Annotated in this window: 19 protein-coding genes; 2 read left to right on the top strand and 17 right to left on the bottom strand. The window is 65.7% G+C overall.

The window, feature by feature from the left end; translation table 11 throughout:
• Positions 1-5: 5 nt before the first annotated feature.
• Positions 6-1982, bottom strand: a complete 1977-nt coding sequence (locus tag KF785_01740; protein ID MBX3145466.1) for an Ig-like domain-containing protein — start codon at positions 1980-1982, stop codon at positions 6-8.
• A 226-nt stretch (positions 1983-2208) separates the two neighbouring features.
• Here KF785_01740 and KF785_01735 point away from each other — a divergent pair, with 226 nt between their 5' ends.
• On the top strand, positions 2209-2415 hold the full coding sequence (locus KF785_01735) for a cold shock domain-containing protein (GenBank protein ID MBX3145465.1): 207 nt from the start codon (positions 2209-2211) through the stop codon (positions 2413-2415).
• Between the two features lie 32 nt (positions 2416-2447).
• Here KF785_01735 and KF785_01730 read toward each other — a convergent pair whose 3' ends face one another.
• From KF785_01730 to KF785_01700, 7 genes are all read right to left on the bottom strand, one after another.
• Positions 2448-2948, bottom strand: coding sequence for a hypothetical protein (locus KF785_01730; protein ID MBX3145464.1), 501 nt, complete (start codon positions 2946-2948; stop codon positions 2448-2450).
• Positions 2949-3047: 99 nt separating this feature from the next.
• The gene (locus KF785_01725; GenBank protein MBX3145463.1) at positions 3048-4157 is read right to left on the bottom strand and encodes a hypothetical protein; all 1110 of its coding nucleotides are present in this window, start codon (positions 4155-4157) and stop codon (positions 3048-3050) included.
• A complete protein-coding gene (locus KF785_01720; protein ID MBX3145462.1) occupies positions 4154-5476 on the bottom strand; it encodes a hypothetical protein in 1323 nt (440 codons plus the stop codon). The genes KF785_01725 and KF785_01720 overlap by 4 nt, the downstream gene beginning before the upstream one ends.
• 133 nt (positions 5477-5609) lie before the next feature.
• The gene (lepB, locus tag KF785_01715; GenBank protein ID MBX3145461.1) at positions 5610-6308 is read right to left on the bottom strand and encodes a signal peptidase I; all 699 of its coding nucleotides are present in this window, start codon (positions 6306-6308) and stop codon (positions 5610-5612) included.
• 6 nt (positions 6309-6314) lie between these two features.
• The gene (locus KF785_01710; GenBank protein MBX3145460.1) at positions 6315-7376 is read right to left on the bottom strand and encodes a PD40 domain-containing protein; all 1062 of its coding nucleotides are present in this window, start codon (positions 7374-7376) and stop codon (positions 6315-6317) included.
• Positions 7377-7439: 63 nt separating this feature from the next.
• Positions 7440-8933: a hypothetical protein gene (locus tag KF785_01705; protein ID MBX3145459.1), complete on the bottom strand. Its 1494-nt coding sequence runs from the start codon at positions 8931-8933 to the stop codon at positions 7440-7442.
• Positions 8930-10177, bottom strand: a complete 1248-nt coding sequence (locus tag KF785_01700) for an amidohydrolase family protein (GenBank protein ID MBX3145458.1) — start codon at positions 10175-10177, stop codon at positions 8930-8932. Before KF785_01700 ends, KF785_01705 begins: the two co-directional genes overlap by 4 nt.
• Positions 10178-10422: 245 nt before the next feature.
• On the opposite strand from KF785_01700, the gene KF785_01695 reads away from it, so the two are divergent.
• Positions 10423-11619, top strand: a complete 1197-nt coding sequence (locus KF785_01695; protein ID MBX3145457.1) for an FHA domain-containing protein — start codon at positions 10423-10425, stop codon at positions 11617-11619.
• Between the two features lie 13 nt (positions 11620-11632).
• On the opposite strand, the gene KF785_01690 is transcribed toward KF785_01695, so the two are convergent.
• Genes KF785_01690 through KF785_01650 form a run of 9 tightly spaced genes read right to left on the bottom strand, consistent with a single transcriptional unit; the run spans position 11633 to position 23211 of the window.
• Entirely contained in the window at positions 11633-12445 is an 813-nt protein-coding gene (locus KF785_01690; protein MBX3145456.1) for a serine/threonine protein kinase, read from the bottom strand.
• A gap of 9 nt (positions 12446-12454) precedes the next feature.
• Positions 12455-13561, bottom strand: a complete 1107-nt coding sequence (locus KF785_01685) for an FHA domain-containing protein (GenBank protein MBX3145455.1) — start codon at positions 13559-13561, stop codon at positions 12455-12457.
• The gene (locus KF785_01680; GenBank protein MBX3145454.1) at positions 13561-16209 is read right to left on the bottom strand and encodes an AAA family ATPase; all 2649 of its coding nucleotides are present in this window, start codon (positions 16207-16209) and stop codon (positions 13561-13563) included. Before KF785_01680 ends, KF785_01685 begins: the two co-directional genes overlap by 1 nt.
• Positions 16210-16214: 5 nt before the next feature.
• Positions 16215-17858 (bottom strand): type VI secretion system baseplate subunit TssK, encoded by a 1644-nt coding sequence (gene tssK, locus KF785_01675; GenBank protein ID MBX3145453.1) that lies wholly within the window; start codon positions 17856-17858, stop codon positions 16215-16217.
• Positions 17858-18766 carry a type VI secretion system baseplate subunit TssG gene (locus KF785_01670; protein ID MBX3145452.1) on the bottom strand — a complete coding sequence of 303 codons (909 nt, stop codon included), beginning with the start codon at positions 18764-18766 and terminating at the stop codon, positions 17858-17860. The genes tssK and KF785_01670 overlap by 1 nt, the downstream gene beginning before the upstream one ends.
• Entirely contained in the window at positions 18763-20493 is a 1731-nt protein-coding gene (locus tag KF785_01665; protein ID MBX3145451.1) for a hypothetical protein, read from the bottom strand. Before KF785_01665 ends, KF785_01670 begins: the two co-directional genes overlap by 4 nt.
• A gap of 10 nt (positions 20494-20503) precedes the next feature.
• Positions 20504-22351 carry a type VI secretion system tip protein VgrG gene (gene vgrG / locus KF785_01660; protein ID MBX3145450.1) on the bottom strand — a complete coding sequence of 616 codons (1848 nt, stop codon included), beginning with the start codon at positions 22349-22351 and terminating at the stop codon, positions 20504-20506.
• On the bottom strand, positions 22348-22740 hold the full coding sequence (locus tag KF785_01655; protein ID MBX3145449.1) for a hypothetical protein: 393 nt from the start codon (positions 22738-22740) through the stop codon (positions 22348-22350). Before KF785_01655 ends, vgrG begins: the two co-directional genes overlap by 4 nt.
• Before the next feature lie 30 nt (positions 22741-22770).
• Entirely contained in the window at positions 22771-23211 is a 441-nt protein-coding gene (locus KF785_01650) for a hypothetical protein (GenBank protein ID MBX3145448.1), read from the bottom strand.
• Positions 23212-23220: the final 9 nt, after the last annotated feature.

Below are 23220 nucleotides of genomic sequence, written 5' to 3'. Positions count from 1 at the left end.
CGTCGCTAGGGCGTAAGTTGCCGTTTGGGTTCGATTTGCATGATCCAGAGCCCGGAGTTCACGTCCGGAACATAGATGTAGCCGTTCCGGTACACGGCACCCCAGGTGCCGGCCACGTTCGGTACATGGCCGGCCTGGTCACCAGTCATCACGTTACCGATCACCCGCCCCTGCCGCAGCAAATCACCTCTCAGCTCGCCGCCGACATCGAGGATCCGCAGGCCGCCCTGGTAGTCGCCGAGAAAGAGAGTGTCGCCCGCAACCCAGATGTTGTGAGTGCCACCGTCCTTCGATTCGTACCAGGCCACGCTCTTGGGCTTGGTAATGTCCGACATGTCGATGACCTGCATCCTGCCGTAGGCGCGGCCAAACCCCGGCACGCCCTGCCCCTGGGCCTGCGCGGGAAACACTTCGTCCGCGACAAAAGCGTACCTGCCGGCGCGCCACGCGGTGTGCGTGCCGCGAATGAAGCCGGGCCCGCCCACAGCTTCGACGTCCCGATAGAGCGCGTTGAGGTCATACTTGTACTGCGAGACGAAGACCGGATTGTCGGGTCGCCCGCCTTTGATTCCGTTACCGACATCGAGCACCACCAGGCCATCGTTCCAGTAGCTGAGATAGGCCAGGCCATCCTTGACGTCGATGTCGTGCAAGGTCCGTCCCGCATCGGGCGGCGGCGTCTGCCACCGTGCCACTTCCCGAGGCTTGTAGGGGTCAGCCAGGCTGATCACGCGCATCGAACCGGTCGCGTCGTCGGTCAGGTAGACATGACCCTGATAGACGTAGGTACTGTGCACTCCTCCTGAGACCGTTTCGGTGTAATCGGCAATCGGCTTGGGGTGAGCCGGATCCTCGAGCGAGAGTATCACGATGCCGTTCTTTCGGCTCGACGACCCCTCTCGCGTCATGACCGCGTACTTGCCGTCCTCCGTCGTCATCACGTCGTTGACGATGCGCGCGTCGACGACGACCGAATCGGTAATCCGCGGCGCGGCGGGATCACTCACGTCGACGGCATAGAGACGATCGCCGCCGACACCGGTCAGGCCGGCCGTGGCCAGGTAGCCGATTTTACCGTTGGGATGCAACCAGAACTCGGTCGTCATCATCCCGATCGGCAGCCGGCCCAACACCTTGATCGGTCGGGTAACGTCCCGAGGCGCCACCTCCACGACAGCCTCCGCCATCTGCCCGGCAAACGACGCAAAGACCTGATAGGTACCCGGCAGGTCCGCAACGAATGCGCCCTCGGCGTCGATCTGTGCGTTGCCCGACGCAATCGACCATTCCGGCCGCACGGCCATGTCGAGCGGCCCCGCCGCGCCCGTGGCCCGAACCTGAAAGCGAATCACGTCGCCGGTCCGGGCCTTCGCCGTGCCCGGCTGCACCGCAAGCGAGCGTACCGGATTGGCCCCGACCGAGATCGGCACGACGCGCTCCACCCGGCCGACCCGGGCCGTCAGCGACGCCCGTCCTGCGGCAACGGCCGTCGCCCGCCCGGAGGGCGAGACCCGAATCACGCCGGGGTTGTCGCTCGACCAGGCAATCGGGTCGGACCGCAGGTCGTCGTTGGCTGCGTAGGATCGCCCCACCAGGGTGAGACTCTGTCCCACCACCATGCTGGTCGGCACCGGCTCGATATCGATGCGCGCTGCGGGCAAGGGCAGCACGGTCACCCGTGCAATCGCCGTGACTGGTCGCGCGTTCGCTCCGAGCCGGACCAGTGCCGTGGCGACGATGGTGCCCGTCGCACCGCCAATGACCCGGCCGGTGGAGTCGACGGTGCCCTCGAAGACGCCGCCGGATTGCAGCCACTGGACCACCGCCCCGTCGATGACCCGACCATTCGCATCAAGCGCTCTCGCCGTGAGCCTGAGGGTGTCGCCAATCGAGATCTCGGCCCCTGCCGGCTCGATCCGAATCCGGGCGATTTCCTGCGGCGGTTGCTGCAGCAGCGCCGCCGCCAGTAGCTCTGCAATCATCTCATGCTCCCCGTGAATGTCGAGTCGGTCGCGACAGAATCTGCCGGGACCCTATGACCTTATTGACAAACCCGCGATTGCGCCAGACAATATTCGGAAGGGAGGGCTGTCACCATCCCTCACATCGTCGGCCCGCCGATTGAAACGGCATGGCTCGCCCGATTGCACCGGGGTCGGGCGGACACTTCGAGCCGGATATCGGCTCCCAGCAATGAGGTCAGTAACGATGGCGAAAGGTACCGTGAAGTGGTTCAACGACGCGAAGGGGTTCGGCTTCATCGCGCAGGAGGGCGGTAAGGACATCTTCGTCCACCATACCGCGATCACCATGGACGGATTCCGTTCGCTCGCCGAGGGCGATGCGGTCGAATTCGATGTCGTCGAAGGACCCAAGGGCGCCCAAGCCGCCAACGTCGTCAAACGGGTCGGCTAGCGTCGATTCGGCACCCGGGATCCGGCGGGGACTTACTTTCGCTTTTTGGCTGCCGGCTTGGCGGCCGATTTGGCAGGGGCCTTGGCACTGCTCTTCGCAGCGGGCTTGGCCTTCTTGGGCGCCGCCTTCTTCGGAGCGGGAGCGGGCTTCTTCTTGTCCGCGCGTTTCGCCTCGGCCGGCTCTGGTCGGCGTATCTCGACCGGCGGCTCGACCCGCTTCGGCTCGACGACCGGAGCCGCCGCCTTTCTGGCGGCCTTGCCTCGCTCACGCTCGGCGGCCTTCTCTGCCCGCTTTTCCGTGGCCTCCCGCACCTCGGCGAGAACCCGCTCCGTTTCGTCCTGGGTCATCAGGGTACGCCGGACCGCGTACCGGAGGATCTCCTCCGCGTCAGCAACCTTGAAGTCGCCTAGACGAGCCCCAGCCCGAATCAAGCCGACGAACGCGTCCGCAACGGGATTGCGCAGTACTGACGCGATCCCCGGTAACGCCTCCATCAGCGATGTGACCTGCATGCCGCCAAGTTCGGTTGCCACGTGACTCCTCGTTCCCCGGTCTTACCGGACCGGCCGGGCGTCAACGTATCACATGGGCAGCGGATCCGTCAAGAAAATGATTGCTGCAGATGAGCAGTACTAGAAGCTACTCCGAAGAAATACCGATCCGGATATCCCACGCAGGGTCTGGTTACCCGATCCAGGCTCCAGTCGACCGGTTTCGTACCGAATGGTCGGGACCAGACTCACCCGGCCCGAGAGACGAAGGCCCAACCCAGCTTCGCCGCCGACCAAACGTCCCGGGGTCTCGCCGATTCGAGCCAGCCGGCCGTCGAGACCCAGGTGCGCCTCCACCGCCGGAGCCAGGGTCGACCGCAGGGCCGCGCCGAGCCCGCTGATCCGCTCCCGGTTGCCGACCGAAACGCCATTGGCGTCGCCATCAGTCCGCTGGTAGTGCCACCCGAACACCGACAACGACGATCGTGCCCCGACTGCGGTGACCGTCGCGGCCTCGGCGATCCAGCGGGGGCCGGGTTGATAGGCCCCGGTCACGGTCGACCCGGCCGCGAACTCATCGGTGCCGAAGGTGCTGTAGGTCAGACCTGCGGTAACGCGAGACCTCCCGACGACACGGTCGACGCCGGCCCGAAGCCGCCCCTCCATCCCGGCCTGGTACGCGAAGGCTGTCTGACCCTCGCGGTAGGGGGTGTATTCCGCGCTCCACCGCAGACTGCCCGCCAAGCCGATGTTCCAGTCGCCGGCGGGGACCGCCACGGCGAGTCCGCCCGTCAGCGCGGCTCCGCTGCCGTGCGCGGGAACCGGGAAGGCCAGGAAACTCGACGACACGGCACCAAGCACCGACCCATCGGCAAGCGGGGCTTCCTTGAGACCAGTTGGCAGATTGGCAGCCACCGTCAGGACAGCCAGATCCCGACCCAAGGTGTAGGTTCCCCGGACCTGGGTATCGGTGAGCCCTGATACCGAGCGCGAGACGGCGCCGGCCTCGAGTCGGCTGTCCACCCAGGCACTGCCCAGGTCCAGCCCAAAGGCCCCGCGCCGCCAGCTCAGTCCGGCGGGCACGACGACCTGGCGAACGGTGAACTGGTCCGTCGCTGTTCGGAACCGCAGCTGCCGAGCCTGCGCACCCACGACCCAGGCATTCCGTTGATCCGGCGTCGCCGGGGTCTGAGCGTGAACCGCGGCCGGAACGATGGCGGCGGCAGTCAGCAGCATGCGATATCGCATCATGGGCGCGGTATCACGATGATAAGTTCGACAATCGAACGGATCCGGGAGGGATCATCCTGTCGCAGCGCTTCCGCCGGCCGCGCATGGGGCAACGGCAGCCGCTGCCCGGTCTGACGGATCAGTGACCCGGCGCTCGAGGGGGCCACGATATCGAGGGCATCGAGCGCGGTGATAAAGCCGCTCCCAGGCGCTGCCGATCCGGGTCCCGTCACAAAACCTGAGAGCTGAGTCGGCATGCGCCCCATGGCGATGCTGAGCCGGTTCGCCAGGGCGGCCTGCTCCCGCGCATCGCGGAAGCCGGGGTCGCGCGCCACGGCCGCTTGGAACTGCGCAGCTGCTCCGGCAAAGTCACCCCGGTCGCGTGCATCGAGTCCCCGACTGAAGGCAAGAAAGGCCTGTAGATCGGCGGTCGGGCGCTCGTCGATGGCACGCCGCTCCGCAGCCGAGAGGGTAATGCCCAGCTGGCCGACGAGCTCCAGAACGACCCGCTTCTGCATGGCAAACAACTCGGCCAGGCGATCCGATGCCGTACCGCGCGCGGCCACTCTGCCGGTTTCGGTCGTCACGGCGCTGGCCTCGAGCCGCAGGTTACCACCGCGAGGCTCGTCGCGAAAGATGCCCTGGATGACCCGCTCGGCTTTGAGCAGTCGGCCCGACCGCGCCCCGGTTCCCGGCTCGGTCCGCTGCGCATCGGTGAGGGCCATTTCCCGGGTCAGCGCCTGAACCTGCTCCCGCTCGACCAGCCGGAGCGATCCGATCCGGCTCAGGTCGGTGAGCACCAGGTGGGCAATTCCCTTCTCGAGCGGCTGCAGTTCCGGATTGGTTCCCAGGTAGCGCCATGGAAGCACCGCCACGACGTTGGGAGTCGGGCGCTCTCGACTCAACACTGCTTCACGCGCCACTGCGTCCCTGGCGAACACCGCCAGCTGCCGCTGCGTGACATTGGTGAGCCGCAAGCCGACTTCTGCTTGCTCTGCACGACTGAGCCGCATCGACGCGAGGGAGCGATACACCGTCGCGGCACTGTCGAGATTGCCCGCGCCTTCGAATGCAAGACCGAGGTAGACGAGACCGGCAAAGGAGGGTTCAACGGCCCGCGCAGCGCGCAGCACGTCGATGGCCTGAGTCAGGCGACCGGCCTGATAGTAGCCGACGCCGAGACGCACCAGCAGATCACGGTCACTTGGAGTCCTCGTCCGCGCCGCTTCGAGGCTGGGCAGCTCTGCAGCCGGAACCGTGACCGGGCCAGGCGATCCGACAGCGCACCCAGCCGCAAGTGCGAGCGATAGCGGAACGGTCCACCGGGCGCCTGTGATCATGCGCTTCCACGTCGCGTTCTGAAGGATTGGCGCAAGATACAGGTGACCGGTCGGGAGGCAAAGCGGGCCGCCTGCCGTACCGGGAGCCGGTGCCGAGGTCGGGAACCAGGTGACCGGAAAACGGCCTCGGGATTCATTCCGGCTTCGTAAACAGTCGAGCCCAGCGAATGTTGGTCAGGTACGGTGCGGGCTTGAACGTCTCGGGATCATAGCTGAAGTACACGATCAGCGGTCGTCCACGCACGTTGGCCCGCGGCAGGAACCCGTAGTACCGTCCATCGTAGGAACCGTCGCGATTGTCGCCCAGCATCAGAAAGGAATCCGGCGGAACCACGATCGGGCCCCAGGTGTTGAGGTCCGGATTGTACCGGTCAGGATTGCTGCCGACGTAGTATCGGATCTGCCAGCGGCGCATTTGCGCCCGAGACGACGCATCAGCGTGGTAATTGGGGTCGGTCCGAACCACCCACGGCTCGTCGACCTTCTGGCCATCACGGAAGAGGACACCGTTTTCCATCGAGAGGGTGTCCCCCGGGAGGCCAACCAGTCGTTTGACGACCTTGAGCCCCTCTTCTTCGACCGAGTCGAACACGATCACATCGTTCCGCTCGGGCTCGCGAACGGCCGGCAAACGCTTCCCGATGAGCGGAACCTCCGCTCCGTAGAGCAGCTTGTTGACGAAGAGGAAATCACCGATCAGAAGGGTCCGCTCCATGCTGCCCGACGGGATCCGAAACGCTTCGACGAGGAAGGTGCGGAGAAAAAACCAGACGACCAGCGCGACCGCGATCGACTTCACCCAGTCCCAGAGCCAGCGCACGAACCCGCGCATCGACCGTTATTCCACCCAATCCGCGATGAAGAGGTTGGTCTCCCGTTCCGTCTTCCCGTTACGATTCGACGCCCAGATCAGTTTCGTGCCGTCCGGGCTGAACATCGGAAAGCTGTCGAAGTCGTCGAACCGGGTGACCTGCTCGAGGCCGCTGCCGTCGAGGTTGATCAGGTAGAGATCGAAGCGTCCACTGCGCGGGTTGGTGTAATTGGACGCAAAGATGATCCGCTTGCCGTCCGGGTGGAAAAACGGGGCGAAATTGGCCCCGCCCAAGCGGGTAATCTGTCGGGCGTTGGACCCGTCACGGTCCGCCACCCAGAGCTCGACCCGCGCGGGTCGGACCAGCCGTTGCTGCAGAAGACTGGTATAGTCGGCCGAGTCACGAGCGGTTTCAGGGTAACCTGCCCGCCAGACGATCGAGCGCCCGTCCGGCGAGAAGAACGCGCCACCATCGTACCCTACCCGGTTGGTGATGCGACGCAAATTGGATCCGTCGACATCCATGGTGTAGAGCTCGATGTCCCCGTCCATCGTCGAGGTGAAGATGATCGAGCGGCCATCCGGCGACACCGTCGCCTCGGCGTTGTACGCACCATTACTGGTCAGCTGGCGGAGATCTGAGCCATCGACCTTCGCCGTATAGATCTCGAAATGACCGAGCGGCCAGACGTAGCCGCGCGACTGATCGGGCCGAGCCGGGCAGGCCGGATCATGCTTGAAGGTCGAACTGTAGAGAATGCGGCGATCGTTGTCGTAGAAGTACCCGCAGGTGGTTCGGCCCAGCCCATTCGAGACCCGGCGCATGCCGGATCCGTCGGCGTTGATGATGTACTGCTGATCGCAACCGGACTCCAGATCTTCCTGCCGCTGAAAGATGATTTTCTTGCCATCGCGGGAGAAATAGGACTCGGCGTTGTTGCCGCCAAAGGTGAGCTGGCGGATGTTGGCCAAGTGGCGTTCACCGGGCTCGGGAGCCACCATGACCCGGCTCACACCGGACCGACCGGAGGAACAGGCCAGCGCGGCGACGCTGAGGGCGGCCACCACTGCAAAGAGAATCGGTTTCATCGAATTCGGCACACCAGTTTTGATGTTGCAAGAGCACCAGAGTCGAGCGGAATATAGCCCCCGTCAGTCCAGCCGCTCCCCGTGGGTTCGCTCATGCTCCCGCCTGGCCTGCTCCGCCCAGTGGTCCCGCGCGATCCGCCCGCGGTAGCCGCCGATCGAACGACTGATCTCGTCGAGATCCGACTCGGTCAGCTCGGCAAGCTGCCGGTACGTGGTGATGCCACGGGCAGACAGCAACCGCTCGATGGCCGGCCCGATTCCATAGATCCGCTTGAGATCCTCCCGCTCCGCCGCCGGCGGGCGGCCGTTGACGGAGGGGCCGCTGAGACGAGCTCGGACCAGGTCCTCGCGCATCTTCGCTTCCTGCGCACGACTGGCCTCGACGAACGAGCGCCGGTCATCGAGCAGGGCACGGAAACGGACGTCCCGCTCGCGGATCTCCGCCCGCAGGCTCTCGATCCTGGCCGTCAGACGCTTCTGCTCGACATCCGCCTGATCCCGCTCCCGGGCCATGACCGCAAGCCGGGCTTCGAGCTCCACGACCCGCGTGTGGTGGCTGTTGCTGGCGCCTGCCAACTCTTCACGCTGGTGGCGAAGGGCGGCAAGCTCCTCTCCCTGCGCGACTGCCTCCCGCTCGATCCGCAGCAGGGCGGCGGTGGCATCGTCGCGCTCGCGCGCCAGCGAGCGAATCAACTCCTCGCGGTCGGCCACCTGACGGCGAAGCGGCTCGAGCCGCTCGACTTGGGCCAGCAGCGCACCTCGTTGCGCAGCCAGGCTCGCCAGCTCCTCCTGATGGGCGACCCGCTCGGCTCGGAGCGCAGACTCGAGATCACCCAGACGAACCGCGAGTCCGTCGACCCGCGCTCGGGCCAGATCGCGCTCGGCGCCCGCCTCTCGTGACGCGTTGATCGCGGCGCCAAGCTGCCGCTCCTGCTCGGCCACCCTGTCAGCCAGCTGCGAAAGAGCCGCCTCGCCGCGACGGCGCTCTTCCGTCAATGCCCGCGCCAGCCGATCGCGTTCCTGACGAACGGCATCGAGCTCGGCCTCGATCCTCGACAGCTCCACAGCATCCTGATTCTGCACCGGTACGGGCAGCGGAGCAGTCTCGACCGCCTCACCCGCCCCAAGCCCGCTACCTGCCCACGAGCCCGCGGCCACCGGTTCACGGGCAACGAGAGTCTCCAGCTGGTGCTCGAGTTCACTGATCCGCGCCCGACTGGATGCCAGTTCCATCCGGGCATTCTCGATCCGATGCGCGGCGATATCACGGCCGTGATCGGCCTCTTCGAAGGCTGCCCGCAGTGCTTCGAGCTCGACCCGCGCCGAAGCAGCAGTGCGTCGTGCCACCGCCAGCTCCTCAGCGATTGCCTTTTCCCGCGCCTCGACCTTGAGCAAGTCCGCCCGGGCCCGCGCCGAACCGACCTCGAGGGTCTGACGGTGGGCTTCGAGGCTGAGGGCCCGAAGCTCGTCCCGTCGGCGACCGACCCGCCGGGCCCAGAGGCCGACGACGAGACCGCCGCCGACGAGGCCCAGCACGAGCGCGAATCCGTCGATCATCGGAAGGCCCGGAAGTCGGACGAGGTCGGGTCGTGACGATAGACCCGCCCGCCACGCATGACCACCAGCACCCGCTGCACCGCCGTGATGTCGTCGAGCGGATTGCCGTCGAGCACAACCAGATCCGCCTGATACCCCGGAGCCAACCGTCCGATTTCCTTGTCGAGGCCGAGGATCCGGGCATTGACGGAGGTGGCCGAGAGGATCGCATCCATGGGCCGCTGCCCTGCCTGACGGACCCGACAGACGAGATCATCGGCATTCCGCCCATGCGAGCCCGCAAAGGCGTCGGTGCCGAAGCCGAGCCTCAGGGAAGGAACCCCGGCGGCCTCGCGCACGACCCCAATCGCCAGCGGGGCAGCGCGATCCATCGCGGCAAAGAAATCGTCGCCCATACCCGGTAATCCGTGAAACCAGCGCCGATTGTCGAGGTAGTTACGGAAGACCAGGCTGCACTGCGGACCAAACGAGGCCTCCTTCGACGCCATCAGATCCATCGAGGCGCGAGTGGCAAACAGGCCATGCTCGATTCCATCACATCCGGCTTCGACCGCAGCGTGAATGCTTTCGTCACGGTGCGCATGGACAAAGGTCCGCACTCCGGCAGAGCGGGCCTCGTGACAGATCGCCTCGAGCTGCTCCGGGCGAAAGGTCGGCTCGCCTCCGTCCGCCAGACGCGCCGAGGCAAAGACCTTGATCAGGTCGGCACCAGCGGCAACGCGCTCGCGCACCTGACCTCGCAACTGAGCGGGCGTCAGCGCGCTGTCGGTGATCGGTGCCAGACTGGTCAGCAAGCGCGGCCCCGGCATTCCCCCGGCCGCAATGGCATCACGAATATCCAGGTCCTCGGGGGCTCCGAGACTCGCGACCGTCGTGAAACCAGCCATCAAGGTGCGGTACAGGTTCGCGGCCGCGGCGAGGGTTGCCGTGGCAGGAGAGTCGCCATCCTCGGAGAGGTGCAAGCGTCCCTTACGATTGATATACCAGGTCGGGTGGACGTGCAGATCGATCAGACCGGGAACGATGGTTGCGCGGGGAAAGTCATACGAGGGCGCGTCCAGTTTCCGGGGCTCGATCCGCAGGATTCGGCCCCGATCGACTACCACTGTCGCATTTCGGTGCACGGCTCCCTGACCATCGATCACCCGACCCGCAAAGATCGTGATCGGCCCGTCCTGCGCCATAACCAGGCCAGGCATGGCAGCCCAGAGGAGCCCTGCACCTATCGAAGCAATCCAGCTCATGCATCCTCACCGCGTTGCCCCGAAGGACGCCGCGAAATCGTCTCGAGAACCAGCCGTGCAAAATAGGGGCGACCGTGGCCCAAACCTACGACGACAAGTCAGTCGCCGTCGGTCGTGTCACGGCCGGCACAGACCAGAGGGACCTCAGCCTGATCCAACACCAGCTGAGATACTACGGCATCCGGGGGAGGACAAGCAGGCTTCGGGTCTGGCAACGGCCCGATGCCTGCAGCATCTTGACTCCAATGCCCCCGCTACCCCGCCTCGCGCCTGCAGCCCCCACTCGGGGAGACGGGGCCGTCGTCGATCGATCACCGTTCTGGATCGGGTCGGCCGCCTCGAGCGGGCTGCGACTCCACCTGCCAGGCATTGCCGAACGCCATGCCTCGATCACGGAGCGTGAAGACGGTTTCTACCTGACTCCCTATTCCGGGGTCACCACGGTCCGGGTCGGGGGCCACGGGATCTCAGCCGCGACCCGGCTGTCCGACGCTGACGTGATCGAGTTTGCTCCTGCCGCACGTTACGAGTTCGTAACCGGGGCGAACCGCGCTAAACCCGTCGCTGCCGCTGACCCCGAGCCGGTCTACGCGCCAGAGGCTCCGCGCCGAGCCCGATGGTGGAAGCGCAGGCGCCGGGCTGGATCGACCGGGGTCGGCTTCCCGATCTGGGCCTGGCTGGCCATCGCCCTGATCGTCGCGGCCGGCGCCTATGGCGCATCTCTTCTGGTCACGACCATTCGATCGGCCGCAAGCAGCCCGGACGGACCACCCCCGCTGACCGAGGCCGAAGGGCGGCTCTACGACAGCCTGATGGTGGAATCGACCCGCAGCCTCGAACGGGGCGCGACCCTGCTAGATCTCGGCCTGCAAGAGGAAGGGCTTCGGCAGTTGGCCGACGCTATCACGGTCCTGGATGCGAGTCCGCTTGCTCGGAACCCATGGGTCGAACCGAGCATCAACACGGTGGCCAAGGCGGTTCGAGACGTCTACCAGGCCCATCGCCTCAACCCGCCGGCCGGCCTGCGCCGAGCTGGCGGCAAGCTGGCCGACCTGAGCAAGACACTGAGCTCGAACCTCACCGCCGAACAGTTCCGTCAAGCCGTCGATCGGGTTCAGGACGCCTTCGAAGTTGCGCACCAGCGTCGATTCACCATTACCGGCCAGGACCACGCGGAACACGTCTCGCTCTATGGGAAAGGAAGCGCACTGGATATTCGAGTCCGCGATCTCTCGACCGAGCAGGTTCGGTTTCTGATCGATGGATTCGGCCGCGCGGGCATCCGCGTCAAAGACTTTTCGACCGATGCGATTCTGCAGGCGCAGATTCAGGCTGCCAGGGCCCGCGGCTGGGACGACCGCGCAGGCACTGGTCTCCATCTGCATATCGATCGCTTCCGCGACCGGCGGGATCGCTGGACCGTGACATCCGGAGGACCCTGAGCGGGTAGGCCCATCAGCCGCGCCGGTCGACCGTCTCCGTCAGGGCAGCGCCCAAGGCGGCGGCGGTCGGGTAGCGGTGGGCCGGATCGGGAGCCGTTGCCTTGGCAACGACGGACCGGATCGGCTCGTCCAGTCCGCCCGGAAGCTCCGGCATCGGTCCCTGCGCAAGCCGCGCCCGAAAAGCGGCCTGCGACTCGCTCTCAGAGAGCGTCCACGGCAGCCGGCCCGTCAGCAGTTCACACAACGTCACACCGAGCGCATACACGTCGATCGCTGCCGTCGCGAGGCCCGGATCCCGCAGCAGCTCCGGCGCGGCGTATCCAAGCGTACCGACGTCCTCTTCGATCCATCCGTCCGGCAGCCCCCGGGGCGGCGATCCGCAGGCCGCCACACCGAGATCGGCCAGGCGGACCGTGTCGTCCTCCATGATCAGGATGTTGGAGGGTTTTACGTCCCGATGATAGACGCCGTTGCTGTGCAGCCAGTCGAGCGCATCAGCGATCTGGCATGTGATGTCGGCGGCGCGCGCAACCGGGAGCAGCCCCTGTTCGACTCGATCCCGCAGACTCCCGCCACTCGCGAACTCGAGGATCAGGGTCGGCTCAGGGTCGAGCCGAGTCTCGTAGCAGTGCAGCAGATGATGCTGCCCGCCCAGCTCCTGCTGGAGCCGCCCTTCGGTCTGAAAGCGATAGAGCAGGTCGGGACGATCTCGATCGGAAGGCAGCATCCCCTTGAGCGCGACCCGCCGCCCGGCGTCGTCCTCCGCAGCCCAGATCGGTGCCGCGCCGGGACGCGAGAGCCGCTGCAGCAGGTGATAGCCGCGCACCACAGTGGCTCAGGTGTGCAGGAACTTGAGGCGGGTTACCTCGGCCAGGGTGATCTCATCACCGTCATCCAGCAGGAAGTGGTCGCCCCGCTTGAGCGGATCACCGTTGACTGCGGTGCCATTCAGACTGGAATCGATCAGGTAGTACTCTCCAGCCTTGCGGACCAGGGTGCAATGGTAACGCGACACCTGGTTGGCCGAGTCGCTGATGACGAGATCGTTCTTCTCGGCATCGGCCGGTCCCTGCGCAGCCCCGATCTTGAAGATGCCCTTGTCCTTGTCGAGCGTAACCAGCTTGCCACGACCGACCCCGTCCACGATCTGCAACACCGCGGCCCGGGTCGCCGCAATCGCATCGGCTTTCTGCTGGCGCGACTCCCGATACTTGGCGCCGAGCTTCACCACGATGACCAGGCCCGCTGCCAGAATGACCAGCACCGGAATGATGTAGAGTGCCTGACGCTGCAGATCCGACAACCGACGCCCCTTCTCGAGCTCAGCCATCAGGCTTCTGGCCCGCGGATTAGCCCCGTCCTGGTCGAGCACGAAGCGCAGGTGCTGTTCCGCTGTCGTCCAGTTCTTGTCGCGGATATCGATCTCAGCCTGGTTGAGCCGGCTGGCCACGACATCGCGGGTCGCCTGGTCCGCCTTGCCGGCCTGAAGCGCGCGTTCATTGGCCATACGGAGGTCATCGCGCGCCTGCTGTAATGCGCTCTGAGCCACCACGTTGGTCGGATCCTGCAGCATGACCTGGGTCCAGCGCGCCATGCGCTCACGAATGTGCGCCACCGAGGTGTCAGCCGACTGATCGGCAGCAAGCGCCTGCTGAATGGCGTTCTGAAGCGCCTGCCGTTCCTCCTGCGACTGCGCCACCGCACCGGACGGCACGATGGCAGGTCCGGACGCCCCTGCTGCCTCCTGCGCAGGAGTCGGCGCAGTGCCCGCTGCCGCTGGTGCAGCAGCCTGCCCGGTGCCGGGAGCGGGCAATTCTTCCGGCGGCTTCACCGCCTCGGCCGGCGGCTTCTTCTTTTTCTTGAAGAAGGGCAGCGGTATCTGGGCCTCGACGTTCGAGGCACCAAGAGCAATCAGCACGGCCACCAGCAGCATCCGCCGCATCACGCCTCCTTCGCTTCCGTCCCGTCCCCAACAGGTGCAGCCGATGCGGCAGCCAGGGCCTCGGCATCGACCTCGCCGCGCGTGCCGGCCAGCAACACAACTTCTTCGCCGTCCTTGACGACCCGCACGACGGTACCCTTGACCACATCGCCGCCGATGATGAGCCGAGACAGTGGGCTCAGCAAGTGGCGATCGATGGTCCGCTCGACCGGACGCGCACCATACGCCGGGTCATAGGACAGCTGCGCCAGGAGCGCCACGGCATCGTCGTCTACCTCGAACGATGCCTTGTACTCATCCCGGACCCGATCGGCCAGACTGGCCAGATGGATTCGGACGATCCGTTCCAGACTGTCGAGCTCGAGCGAGTTGAACGGAATGACGCCGCCCAGACGATTGAAGATCTCCGGACGCAGGGTGCTCTGGACCACCTGCATGATGATGTCGCGCCGCTCGTCGGCCGTCTTGGCGACCGCATTGGCCTCCTTGACGCCCAGATTGGAGGTCAGCAGCACGATCGTGTTGGTAAAGTCGCAGAGACGGCCTTTGGCATCGGTCAACCGACCCTCGTCGAGCAACCCCAACATCAGGTCCATGACCTCCGCATGTGCCTTTTCGATCTCGTCGAACAGCACCACCGAGTACGGCGATCGCCGCACCTGCTCCGTCAGAAACCCGCCCTGCTCCGATCCGACCAGCCCGGGTCGAGAGCCGATCAGACCGGAGATCGACCCCGCATCCTTGTACTCTGCCATGTCGATGCGAATCAGGGCACTCTCGTCATCGAACAGCGCGGCCGCCAGCCCCTTGGCCAGCTCCGTCTTGCCAACCCCGGTCGGGCCTACGAACAGGAACGATGCGGGCTTCCGCTTCTTGCGCAGATCCGTGCGCATCCGCCGAGCTGCCTCAGCGAGTGCTTCCACCGGCTCGGGCTGTCCAATGACCCGCTCGGCCAGACGCTCCTCGAGCTTGAGCAACCGGTCGCGCTCGCTCTCGAGCATCCGAGAAATTGGGATTCCGGCACGGCGGGCGACAACATCGGCAACGTCGTTGGAACGCACGTCCAGCGGCACCATCACGCCACGCTCGAGAATGGCCGCCTGCCGGGCCGCGAGGTCAGCCTCCTGCTCGGCCAGAAACTTGAGAGCGCCGTAGCGCAGCTCCGCCGCTTTGGCCACATCGCCCTGAGCCTCGGCCGCCGCCAGCTCGTTCTGCTTGCTCTGGATTGCCTGCCGGGTGGTCTGCAGCCCGTCGGCGACCGTCTTCTCTTCCTCCCATCGCGCCGCAACCGCAGCCAGATCCTGCTCGGCCGAGGCAATTTCGCGCTCGACGGCGGAGGCATCTCCCTCGCCGCTGGCGCGGATGCCCTCCAGTTTTGTGCGCAGACGGACCAGCGCCCGCTCCTTCTCATCGAGCAGATTGGGCTTGGCCTCGCGCTGCATCCGGAGACGCGCGGCCGCCTCGTCCAGGACATCAAACGCTTTGTCGGGAAAGTACCGGTCGCGAATGTGGCGTCTGCCCAGCTTGACCGTCGCCTGCAGTGCTTCTTCCGTAATGGCCACACCGTGGTGGCTCTCGTAGCGGCCTTTGACGCCCCGCAACATTGCCAGCGTCATCTCATCGTCCGGTTCGTCACAGACGATTCGTTCGAAGCGACGGGCCAGGGCGCCGTCCTTCTCGATCGACTCGCGGTACTCGTCGAACGTCGTGGCACCGACGCAGCGAAGCTCACCGCGAGCCAGGGCCGGCTTGAGGATATTGGCTGCGTCCATCCCGCCGGCCGACCCTCCAGCGCCGACCAAAGTGTGAATCTCATCGAGGAACAGAATCACATCGTCGAGTTCACGAACCTCATCGGCAATCGCCTTGATCCGCTCTTCGAACTCACCGCGATACTTGGCACCTGCCACGAGGCCGGTCAGGTCGAGCGCCAGGAGCCGAGCCTGTTTGAGCGACTCCGGTACGTCGCCCGCAACGATCCGAAGCGCCAGCCCCTCGACCACTGCTGTCTTGCCAGTACCTGGGTCGCCAACCAGTACCGGGTTGTTCTTGGTCTTGCGAAGCAGGGTCTGGATCACGTTCCGAGTTTCCGTGTCCCGACCCACGACCGGCATCAGCTTGCCTTGCCGAGCAGCTTCGGTCAGATCGCGGGTGAACTTGCCAAGCACGCTGCCGCCCTCGTCGCCGGCGCGCTCCTCGGCCGGCTGCATCACCTCTGGAGACGCCATCGCGGCGTTGACCTTGTCGGCCGTCCAACCGGCGTCGCGAAGTGCAGGACCCAGATTGCCCTGATCCGACTCGATGGCCGCTGCGACGACCTCGAACGGCCCGATGGTGCGAACACCTTTGGCATCGGCACGCGCCGTCGCCCGATCGAGCAGGTCGCGGAGGCTGCGGCCGGCCACCGGTTGTCGCCCAGGATCGGCCTTGACCGCATCGGTTCCGTCGGCCACCGCCGTCACCGCGCGCAGCGCGCCCGCAGCATCGAGCTGCAGCTTGGCGGCGGTCCGTCCCAGGGCGCCCTGCGGCTCGAGCAGCGCCATCAAGAGGTGCTTGGCCTGGATGTATGCCAACCCGGCGCGGCTGGCCACCCGTCGCGACTCCTCGAGCGCGGCGGTCAGATCCATCGAAAGGCGGTTGAAATCCATGGCGACTACGACCGTTTCGGAAGGTTCACTTTGATCTTGGGCGGCCGCGGCGACGCCGGCGACTCGGCCGAGGGTGCTGGAGCCGGCGCCGGTACCTCCGGAGCGATCGGCGGCGCGGCTGGCAATGGCATTGCCGCACCACCGCCCGACCCGACCACGCCCAGCCGGCGGCGGAACAGGACCGCACCGCGGATGCCGTGGCCCGGCTGCACGGTGACGGTAAGACCCGCAATGGTCGTCACATCCTGCGGCGTATCGAAATTGACGGCAAAGTTGCGCTGCCCCTCGACTTCGCACATCGCCGAACGCGTCATTGGCGCTCGCGGTCCACCGGACGCGTTGACGCGCAGCGTGACGCTCAGCTCCTGGCCCACGGCCCATTGCGCGCTGGCCCGCGGATCGCCCGTCAGCACCACGCGGTACTCATGACGTCCGCTGAGCTCGAGTTGTGTGAAGACAAAGGTGAGCAGATCGCCATCACGCTGCGGGTGCGATGGAGAGGTGACAGCTTCGTAGAAGTGCTCGCCATCGCGATCCAGCATGAAGCGGATCGACTCGATGTTGCGGTTCTGGCGGTAGTCCACGTACTTGCCGGCCAGCGCATCGACCAGGCGGCGGAGTCGCTGCAGCGTGTCCGTCGAGCGGACCACCAATGGCCGTAGCTCTTCCCGTCGGTCGAGCTCGCGTTGCACCGCCAGCAACCCTTGCTCGGCGTCGAGGAGTTCCGTGTACCCGGCGTCGACCTGGCCCAGCTCCTTGAAGAACTGTCGGGTCGAGGGACTCAGGTTGAGCGCCAGCGCGATCAGTCGGCTGGCGCGCTCGATCTGCTGAAAGAACCGGACCGGGGGAATCGCGAGATCGGCCGTTTCATACGCCGCCGTCTCGAGCGCAAGGACGGCACGCTCGACAAAGGCCCGAATCTCGAGATCGCTGCGGACGTCGACACCGCGTGCTGCGGTCCGGTCGGCAAAGTGCCCTGCCCGCTCGTGCACCAGCTGGTACTCGTTGCTGAGCAGACGAACCTCCGACTGGATTCGTGTCGCGGCATTGTGCAGCGCGCTGTGCGCAATCAGTGAGGCGCACGGCGGGATGTACTGGCCATCGAGTTCGAAGCCGAGCGATTCCGAGGCGCGTCGCAAACGACCGACGGCAATCGCCATCGGGCCAAGCTCCGCGGTAATGCCGAGCTGGACCTCGTAGCGAATCCGATTGAGAGCAGCCTGATTGGGGTTGCCGGGGTCGCGACCCACCGACTCAGGATCGGGTTCCTTTTCCGCCATCCGAACGACGTACACCAGCAGCTCGCTGACGCCCGCGAGGTCACCGCGGCGCACTTCGCCGTGCAGCGGCCGCGATTCGTCGACCTCGACGATTTCACCGCTGGGAGTGATGCCGCGAGCCCGAAGCACCGTGATCCGCAGCCGATCGCCGTCGTTCACCAGATCGATCTTCGGATCGAACTTGGCCAAGCCCTGCTCGACGGCGTCGAGCCGAACCCCGCCGCCGACCAGACCCGTTCCTGCGAGGCAGTAGCGGAGCAACCAGGCAACCTGCTCCTCGACATAACGGTCCTGGCGGAGAAAATGCTCCGGTGTCAGCAACATCCCGGTCGTCCAGTTGACCGAGCGGAAGTACGGATCACGCTCCATTATGCTGCACTCCTCCCGGGAGAACCCAGGTAACTGTTGACGCCCAGCGCCGCCTCCCGGCCGGGATCACTCAGCACGGCCGGCTCGAGCCGGTCGCCGACGACCCATCGTTCGCGCACATCGTGACGCAGATGAGCCGGCAGCACCAGCCGGTACAGCGCCTGTCGCTGCCGATACTCCGCCGGCGTCTGCAGACGACGGTAGGTACGCAGGTCGACCGGTCCGATCTCGATTTCGACGCCTACTGCGGCTGTGATCCCGTCACCGATCAGCGCATCGATACCGAGACGCCCGTTCTGGAGACCGAGCCTGGTTCGACGATCGTCGGGAACCGGCGCGATCCCAGCCACCAGGCGAATCGGTGACGCCGGGATTCGAAACACCGCCTTGAGCGCCAGAGCAGGGCCGTCCACCCGCCCGGCAATGCGGTGCAGCGCGGGCAGGAGACGCGCAATGTCGTACCAGCGTTCACGCGGCCACGGCGCGGAACTCAGGCGGAAGATCTCCACGATCCAGCGATTGGCGCCCTCACTGTCATCCGGGTGGAGGTCGAGCAGACCGCCTGCGGCGCGAAGGTGGTGAATCAGTCGAAGAAAGTGGTTGTCGAACAAGCCGAAGAGCCGGTCGATGCGAAACTCGCCCTCGGCGCTGTCTCGCATCGGAAACGGCACCGATTCGAGCGCTCCGGTGCCCGCCACACCCAGCGTGACTCTGGTCTCCGGATAGAGAGTTTCTCCCGGCGAGGGGTGCTGCGACACGATGGTGCCGCGAATCCATCCGGCCCCGGCTGCCGTGAGCACGATACGATCGGGATCCACACCGAGCCGGAGCAGTGCGGGAACCGCCGAATCGAGCGTGTGGCGCACGCCGCGATAGGTGGCCGCCAGGTCGGGCATCACGGCGGTCACGAGGCGCGCCGCTCCTCGGCGATAGCGACTCGAATCTGCTGACCGATCATGCAGCGCTCGCCGAGGTACTGCTCCAGCTCGGTCCGGAGGCGCTCGAGCTCAGCCTCGGGATCGGCAAAATCCTCGGGTGACACCGACACCGTAACATCCGTGACGAGCTCCAACCCGGTGTCGGTGATCTGCGAGGCGCTGGCCACCTTGACCTGGCCGATTCGAGGCTCGGTTGCTTTCGCCGCGATTTCGATGTCGGCAGGGGTAACGACCCGTTCGCGGGTGCGGAGCAACTCCGCGAATCGGTCGCGCGCATCCGTGTAGGCCGGCGGTGCCGCCCCGCCACGGGTCGGGGTCAGGTTGGCAACTCGGGCCGTTGGGTTCCGGGCCAGCTCGCTCCGGATCTGCTTGATCTCCCCGACGGCAATGCCGTTACCGCCTTCACCGTCGCAGTAGAGCAGCCGCATCATGCCGTAGCCGTCGTATCGTCCGCTGGCCTGCTTGGCAGGCGTGAACTCGAATCGGGCATTGCCCCGATAGCGGTAACGACCCGAGCCGGGCGGCGCTTCGAGATCCGAGATGTCGAGGTACGGTGTGCCACTCTCGCCGGTCACGCCCAACACCCCCATGATGTGACGATCGGTTGCGCCAAGCGGGCGGTGACTGACGACGGCACCCATGCGGCCGAAGTCGATCTGCTCGTTCCATGCTTCGATGTTGGAGGCGGTGACACAGTTGACCGCCACCCGGGCAATCTGACTCGCGACGCCGCGACTGCCCGCGGGCAGCGGCACCTGAAGCCAGGCCAGCTGGCGGTCGAGCGCCCGCTCGTGCCCGGGCGGAAGCACCCGCGGCACCGCTGCCGCAATTGCCGGGGGAAGTCCGGAGCGCCAGCGGCGATCCGGTGCCAGCTCCGGCATCAGCCACACGTTGGCTCCGTAGACCCCGCCAACCAGCGGCACCAGCCGATCGACGTCACCCGGCTCGACGGTCGCTGCGCGGCGATCCTTGACGAAATCCAACCGCTGCATTCCTCCCCGAGTTCGCGAAGACCGGAGCACGCCACGCTCGGTGACCTGGCCGCGTCCATCGAGCAGCTGCCACGGGCTCCGAGCCAGTACGGCCAGGATCGGCGAGGCCTGGCTGGCCGCCTCGACATAGAGACCGATTCGACTCAAGTGCTCGGCGTCGGTTTCGAACGCCAGGAACAGCGTCGGTGCCGCCGACGAGAGCTCGATCGGAGTAGAGTTGCCGGGGAGGATCGGCTGATTGACCCATGGCAGCCGCGCACCAGGAAGGGTCGACAGTCGCCCCGCCTCCGCAACGGCAGCAAAGACGATCTCGGTGGGCGCGATATCGACCGGAGCATCCGGTGTAAAGACGGCCTGCGCACCAGTCGCCTGGTAGCCGATCAACTCCGTTTCCGACGAGATCGTTTCGCGGCCCTGCAACTGGGAAAACTGCACCACGGCCTGGGCCGGACGTGCCAACCTCGCCGGCATCCCGAGGCCGCGGATCAAATCATCGAGCGCCGCGGCAAAGAAGACCTGGTCAGCCTCCTGATAGACCCGATCGACCTGCACTGCCAGCGCATGAAAGAGCGCCCCGAGCACCGGATCGGGCTGGGCCTGCGCACCAGTCACCTCGTAGAGCGACCGGGTGAAGTGCTCGCGCAGCTCCCGGGCAATGTCGGTCGCGCTGCGTTCCGGCGGTCGGAGGCTCTTGAAGTCGCTCATGGCAACCCGGTCATCGCGGCGTCTCGGGATCTGCCGTCCGCTCGGGATCCGCCACCTGGGGCGTTGGCCGGGAACCGACGTCGACCTTGGGCACCTGGGCCGACTTGGGATTGACCTGCTTGCCCATGAACCCGGGCGGCTGGATATGCACCATTGAGCCGACGACGCTGTTGATGCCGCCGGCAACCGACTCGACCATGGCGGCACCCTTGAGAATCGCATTCGTGCCCGACAGCGCCGCATCGACGTTGGCTTTGATGATGGCGTTGGCAGCGGCTTCCACGGAAACGTCTCCACCGGCCTTGATGACAACATCGGTCCCGACGTCATGCACCAGCTTCTTGCACTTGAGCCGGATCTCCTCCTTGGCCTCGAGCGCGATGTCACCCTCCGAATAGACGGTGACGACCGGATGACTCCCCTGATTGGTGAGCTGGACGAGGCAGCGCCCTTCCGGGGTGAAGATCTCGATCGTCTCCTTGCCGTCGTCATCGAGGAACTGGATCGTGTTGCCCGACCGGGTAATGATCCGCTTGGCAGTATTCTGTTCGGTTGCCTCGGGCGGGAGATCCCGGCCGTTCCAGAGCGAGCCGACCACGATCGGATATTCGGGGTCCCCATCGTCGAACGCGACGAGGACCTCGTCGCCCACCTCGGGAAGGAACATGATGCCTCGCCCATTGCCGGCGTGCGGCACGGCGAGCCTGGCCCAGCCGGTCATGCTGTCGCCGGTCTGCCAACGATATGCGACGCGGACTCGACCCAGCTTCTCCGGATCAGTCGCGGTCTCGACGACTTCTGCCGTGACGACGGTACGGGCTCGCGGCGTCGGCGGGCGTTCGAGGTTGGTAAAGGTCTTCCAGGGCGTTGCCACGAACCGGTTGCTGTAGTGCTGATCCTGAAAAGTGTGAACCACCTTGATCAGGCCAAGCTTGCCGGTCGTAGGCAGCGTGAAGTTGACACCGCCGATCAACTCGACCAGGTCGCCAGCGCCGAGACCGACCTTGACGCTGTGACCTTCGACTAGAACGGCGCTGCCCAGGGCGCGCTCGCTCTCCTGCCGCAGAATCGTCTTGAAGCTCTGATGGGTGGTCTCCCGAGCGGTGGGAAACTCGAGACCGGGGTCGCCTCCCATCTGGCGGGCCAGGTCGGTCACGGCGTTGACGACTTTGGCGGCTCCGCCTAACGAGGGCGGATTCTGGCGAACACCGGCGTGTCGATGCGTATGCTTGGTGAGCGGATCATAGCTCGCCCCGGACACGCCATGACTGGTCGGCCGCGCCCGGACACTCGCCTCGAGCAGGCTGTCCCCCCAGACGAGTTCCCAGCCCTGGTCCTTGAACTCGGTGCGCAACTCCGGTTCTTCTCCCTGAGTGACCAGAAAGGCGCCGTGCTCGTCGGCCAGGCGCTTCAGGAATGCAAACTCCGTCTCGTTCCACTGTACCAGGTCGAGCGGAGCCTGATCGCGTCGGACCGAGCCCTCGATCCGGACGCCGAACTCTGAGGCAATGTCGCCGAAGGTGCTCTGGGGAAAGTAGGCCGTGTTGACATACTCGAGGCGCTCCGACGCCGAGGTGGCCTCGAGGCGGAATCGCGAACCATAATTGAGCAGATGGCTCTGCACACCGTCACCGATGGCGCCCCGAAATATCGGGATGATCTGGCCACTCTCGCCCTTGAGCGTGACCACCACCTCATCACGGAGCAACTGCTCGAGTGACACATCCATCGCCGAGTCGCGGATAAACTCGATGCGACAGGTGGTATGCTGTCCCAGCTCCTGAACGACCTCGAGCAGATCGAGCTCGCTGTTGCGGAGCACCAGATCACCGATGGTAACGAAGACGGTGACTTTCATGGTGCTGACTCCGTCGGAGCGCGCCGGCCGTCGCTATCCAGCTCGGCAAATCGTGAACGGCCCAGAGCGTCGGTCATGGTGATCCGAAAATGCCGGTGACCGAAACCATGGTCGCTGCGTACGGTGGTCACTGACTGGACCCGGAACTGCTCGACCCCCAGCTCACGCAGCGCGAGGTTGATTGCATCCTTCAACGTCTCGTGGTCTTGCTGCTGACGACGTCCCGCATCGGTGAACGCCTCGAACAGCCCGAACCACCTGGCGTGGGGCCAGGTGGTCGAGGTCGTTCCGGCCATCGCGCTGATCAGGCCGAGGACCGCGTCGAAATCGTCCTGACGGACGAGCGAGCCGGTCGCATCGATCCGGAGCGGGAGGGCGGTCGAAAGCACAATGCGGTCCGGCGCGCCGACGGGCGCTCGTTACTTCGTGAACTTGTGCTTGCTCACATTCGACTCGTCGACCACGACGGCGAGCTCGAGCCGCAACAGGTTCTTGAACTGTACCGAACTGACCCCGCCACCCGACACGTCGGCCTGCGGGTTGCCGACCTCGAAGGCCGCGATCCAGCCCATGAACTCCACCGCGTGCAGCACCTTGTCCGCTTCGTCGAGGTACCACGTCACCTCGATCTTGTGGAGCGGGTCCTTGGACTCGGTCGCAATTTTCCAGAGATCGATCTGCGCGGACTGGGGCAGGTTGTCCAGCACGCTGGCGTCCATCCACACCTCGACCCGGCCGATCAGCGAGTCACCCACACGGCGTCCCACCTGATTGGCGTTTCGGGTAATGGTGTACTTGGCCTCGACAGGACGAAACTCGATGGAACCGATCTTGACTTTGACGCGGTTATACGTGGCCATGGTAGCTCC

Source organism: Gemmatimonadales bacterium (genome assembly GCA_019637315.1).
Lineage (GTDB): Bacteria > Gemmatimonadota > Gemmatimonadetes > Gemmatimonadales > GWC2-71-9 > SHZU01.
Note: the sequence above shows the minus strand (reverse complement) of the source record. Positions and strands in the feature narration are given on the sequence as shown.

What these genes read in the sequence shown, in the direction of transcription:
- KF785_01700 (MBX3145458.1), bottom strand. Translation starts at nt 10,177, where the DNA reads ATGAGCTGGATTGCTTCGATAGGTGCAGGGCTCCTCTGGGCTGCCATG.
- KF785_01705 (MBX3145459.1), bottom strand. Translation starts at nt 8,933, where the DNA reads ATGATCGACGGATTCGCGCTCGTGCTGGGCCTCGTCGGCGGCGGTCTC.
- lepB (MBX3145461.1), bottom strand. Translation starts at nt 6,308, where the DNA reads ATGCGCGGGTTCGTGCGCTGGCTCTGGGACTGGGTGAAGTCGATCGCG.
- KF785_01650 (MBX3145448.1), bottom strand. Translation starts at nt 23,211, where the DNA reads ATGGCCACGTATAACCGCGTCAAAGTCAAGATCGGTTCCATCGAGTTT.
- KF785_01695 (MBX3145457.1), top strand. Translation starts at nt 10,423, where the DNA reads ATGCCCCCGCTACCCCGCCTCGCGCCTGCAGCCCCCACTCGGGGAGAC.
- tssK (MBX3145453.1), bottom strand. Translation starts at nt 17,858, where the DNA reads ATGGAGCGTGATCCGTACTTCCGCTCGGTCAACTGGACGACCGGGATG.
- KF785_01685 (MBX3145455.1), bottom strand. Translation starts at nt 13,561, where the DNA reads ATGCGGCGGATGCTGCTGGTGGCCGTGCTGATTGCTCTTGGTGCCTCG.
- KF785_01665 (MBX3145451.1), bottom strand. Translation starts at nt 20,493, where the DNA reads ATGAGCGACTTCAAGAGCCTCCGACCGCCGGAACGCAGCGCGACCGAC.
- KF785_01720 (MBX3145462.1), bottom strand. Translation starts at nt 5,476, where the DNA reads ATGATCACAGGCGCCCGGTGGACCGTTCCGCTATCGCTCGCACTTGCG.
- KF785_01725 (MBX3145463.1), bottom strand. Translation starts at nt 4,157, where the DNA reads ATGATGCGATATCGCATGCTGCTGACTGCCGCCGCCATCGTTCCGGCC.
- KF785_01680 (MBX3145454.1), bottom strand. Translation starts at nt 16,209, where the DNA reads ATGGATTTCAACCGCCTTTCGATGGATCTGACCGCCGCGCTCGAGGAG.
- vgrG (MBX3145450.1), bottom strand. Translation starts at nt 22,351, where the DNA reads ATGAAAGTCACCGTCTTCGTTACCATCGGTGATCTGGTGCTCCGCAAC.
- KF785_01710 (MBX3145460.1), bottom strand. Translation starts at nt 7,376, where the DNA reads ATGAAACCGATTCTCTTTGCAGTGGTGGCCGCCCTCAGCGTCGCCGCG.
- KF785_01740 (MBX3145466.1), bottom strand. Translation starts at nt 1,982, where the DNA reads ATGATTGCAGAGCTACTGGCGGCGGCGCTGCTGCAGCAACCGCCGCAG.
- KF785_01735 (MBX3145465.1), top strand. Translation starts at nt 2,209, where the DNA reads ATGGCGAAAGGTACCGTGAAGTGGTTCAACGACGCGAAGGGGTTCGGC.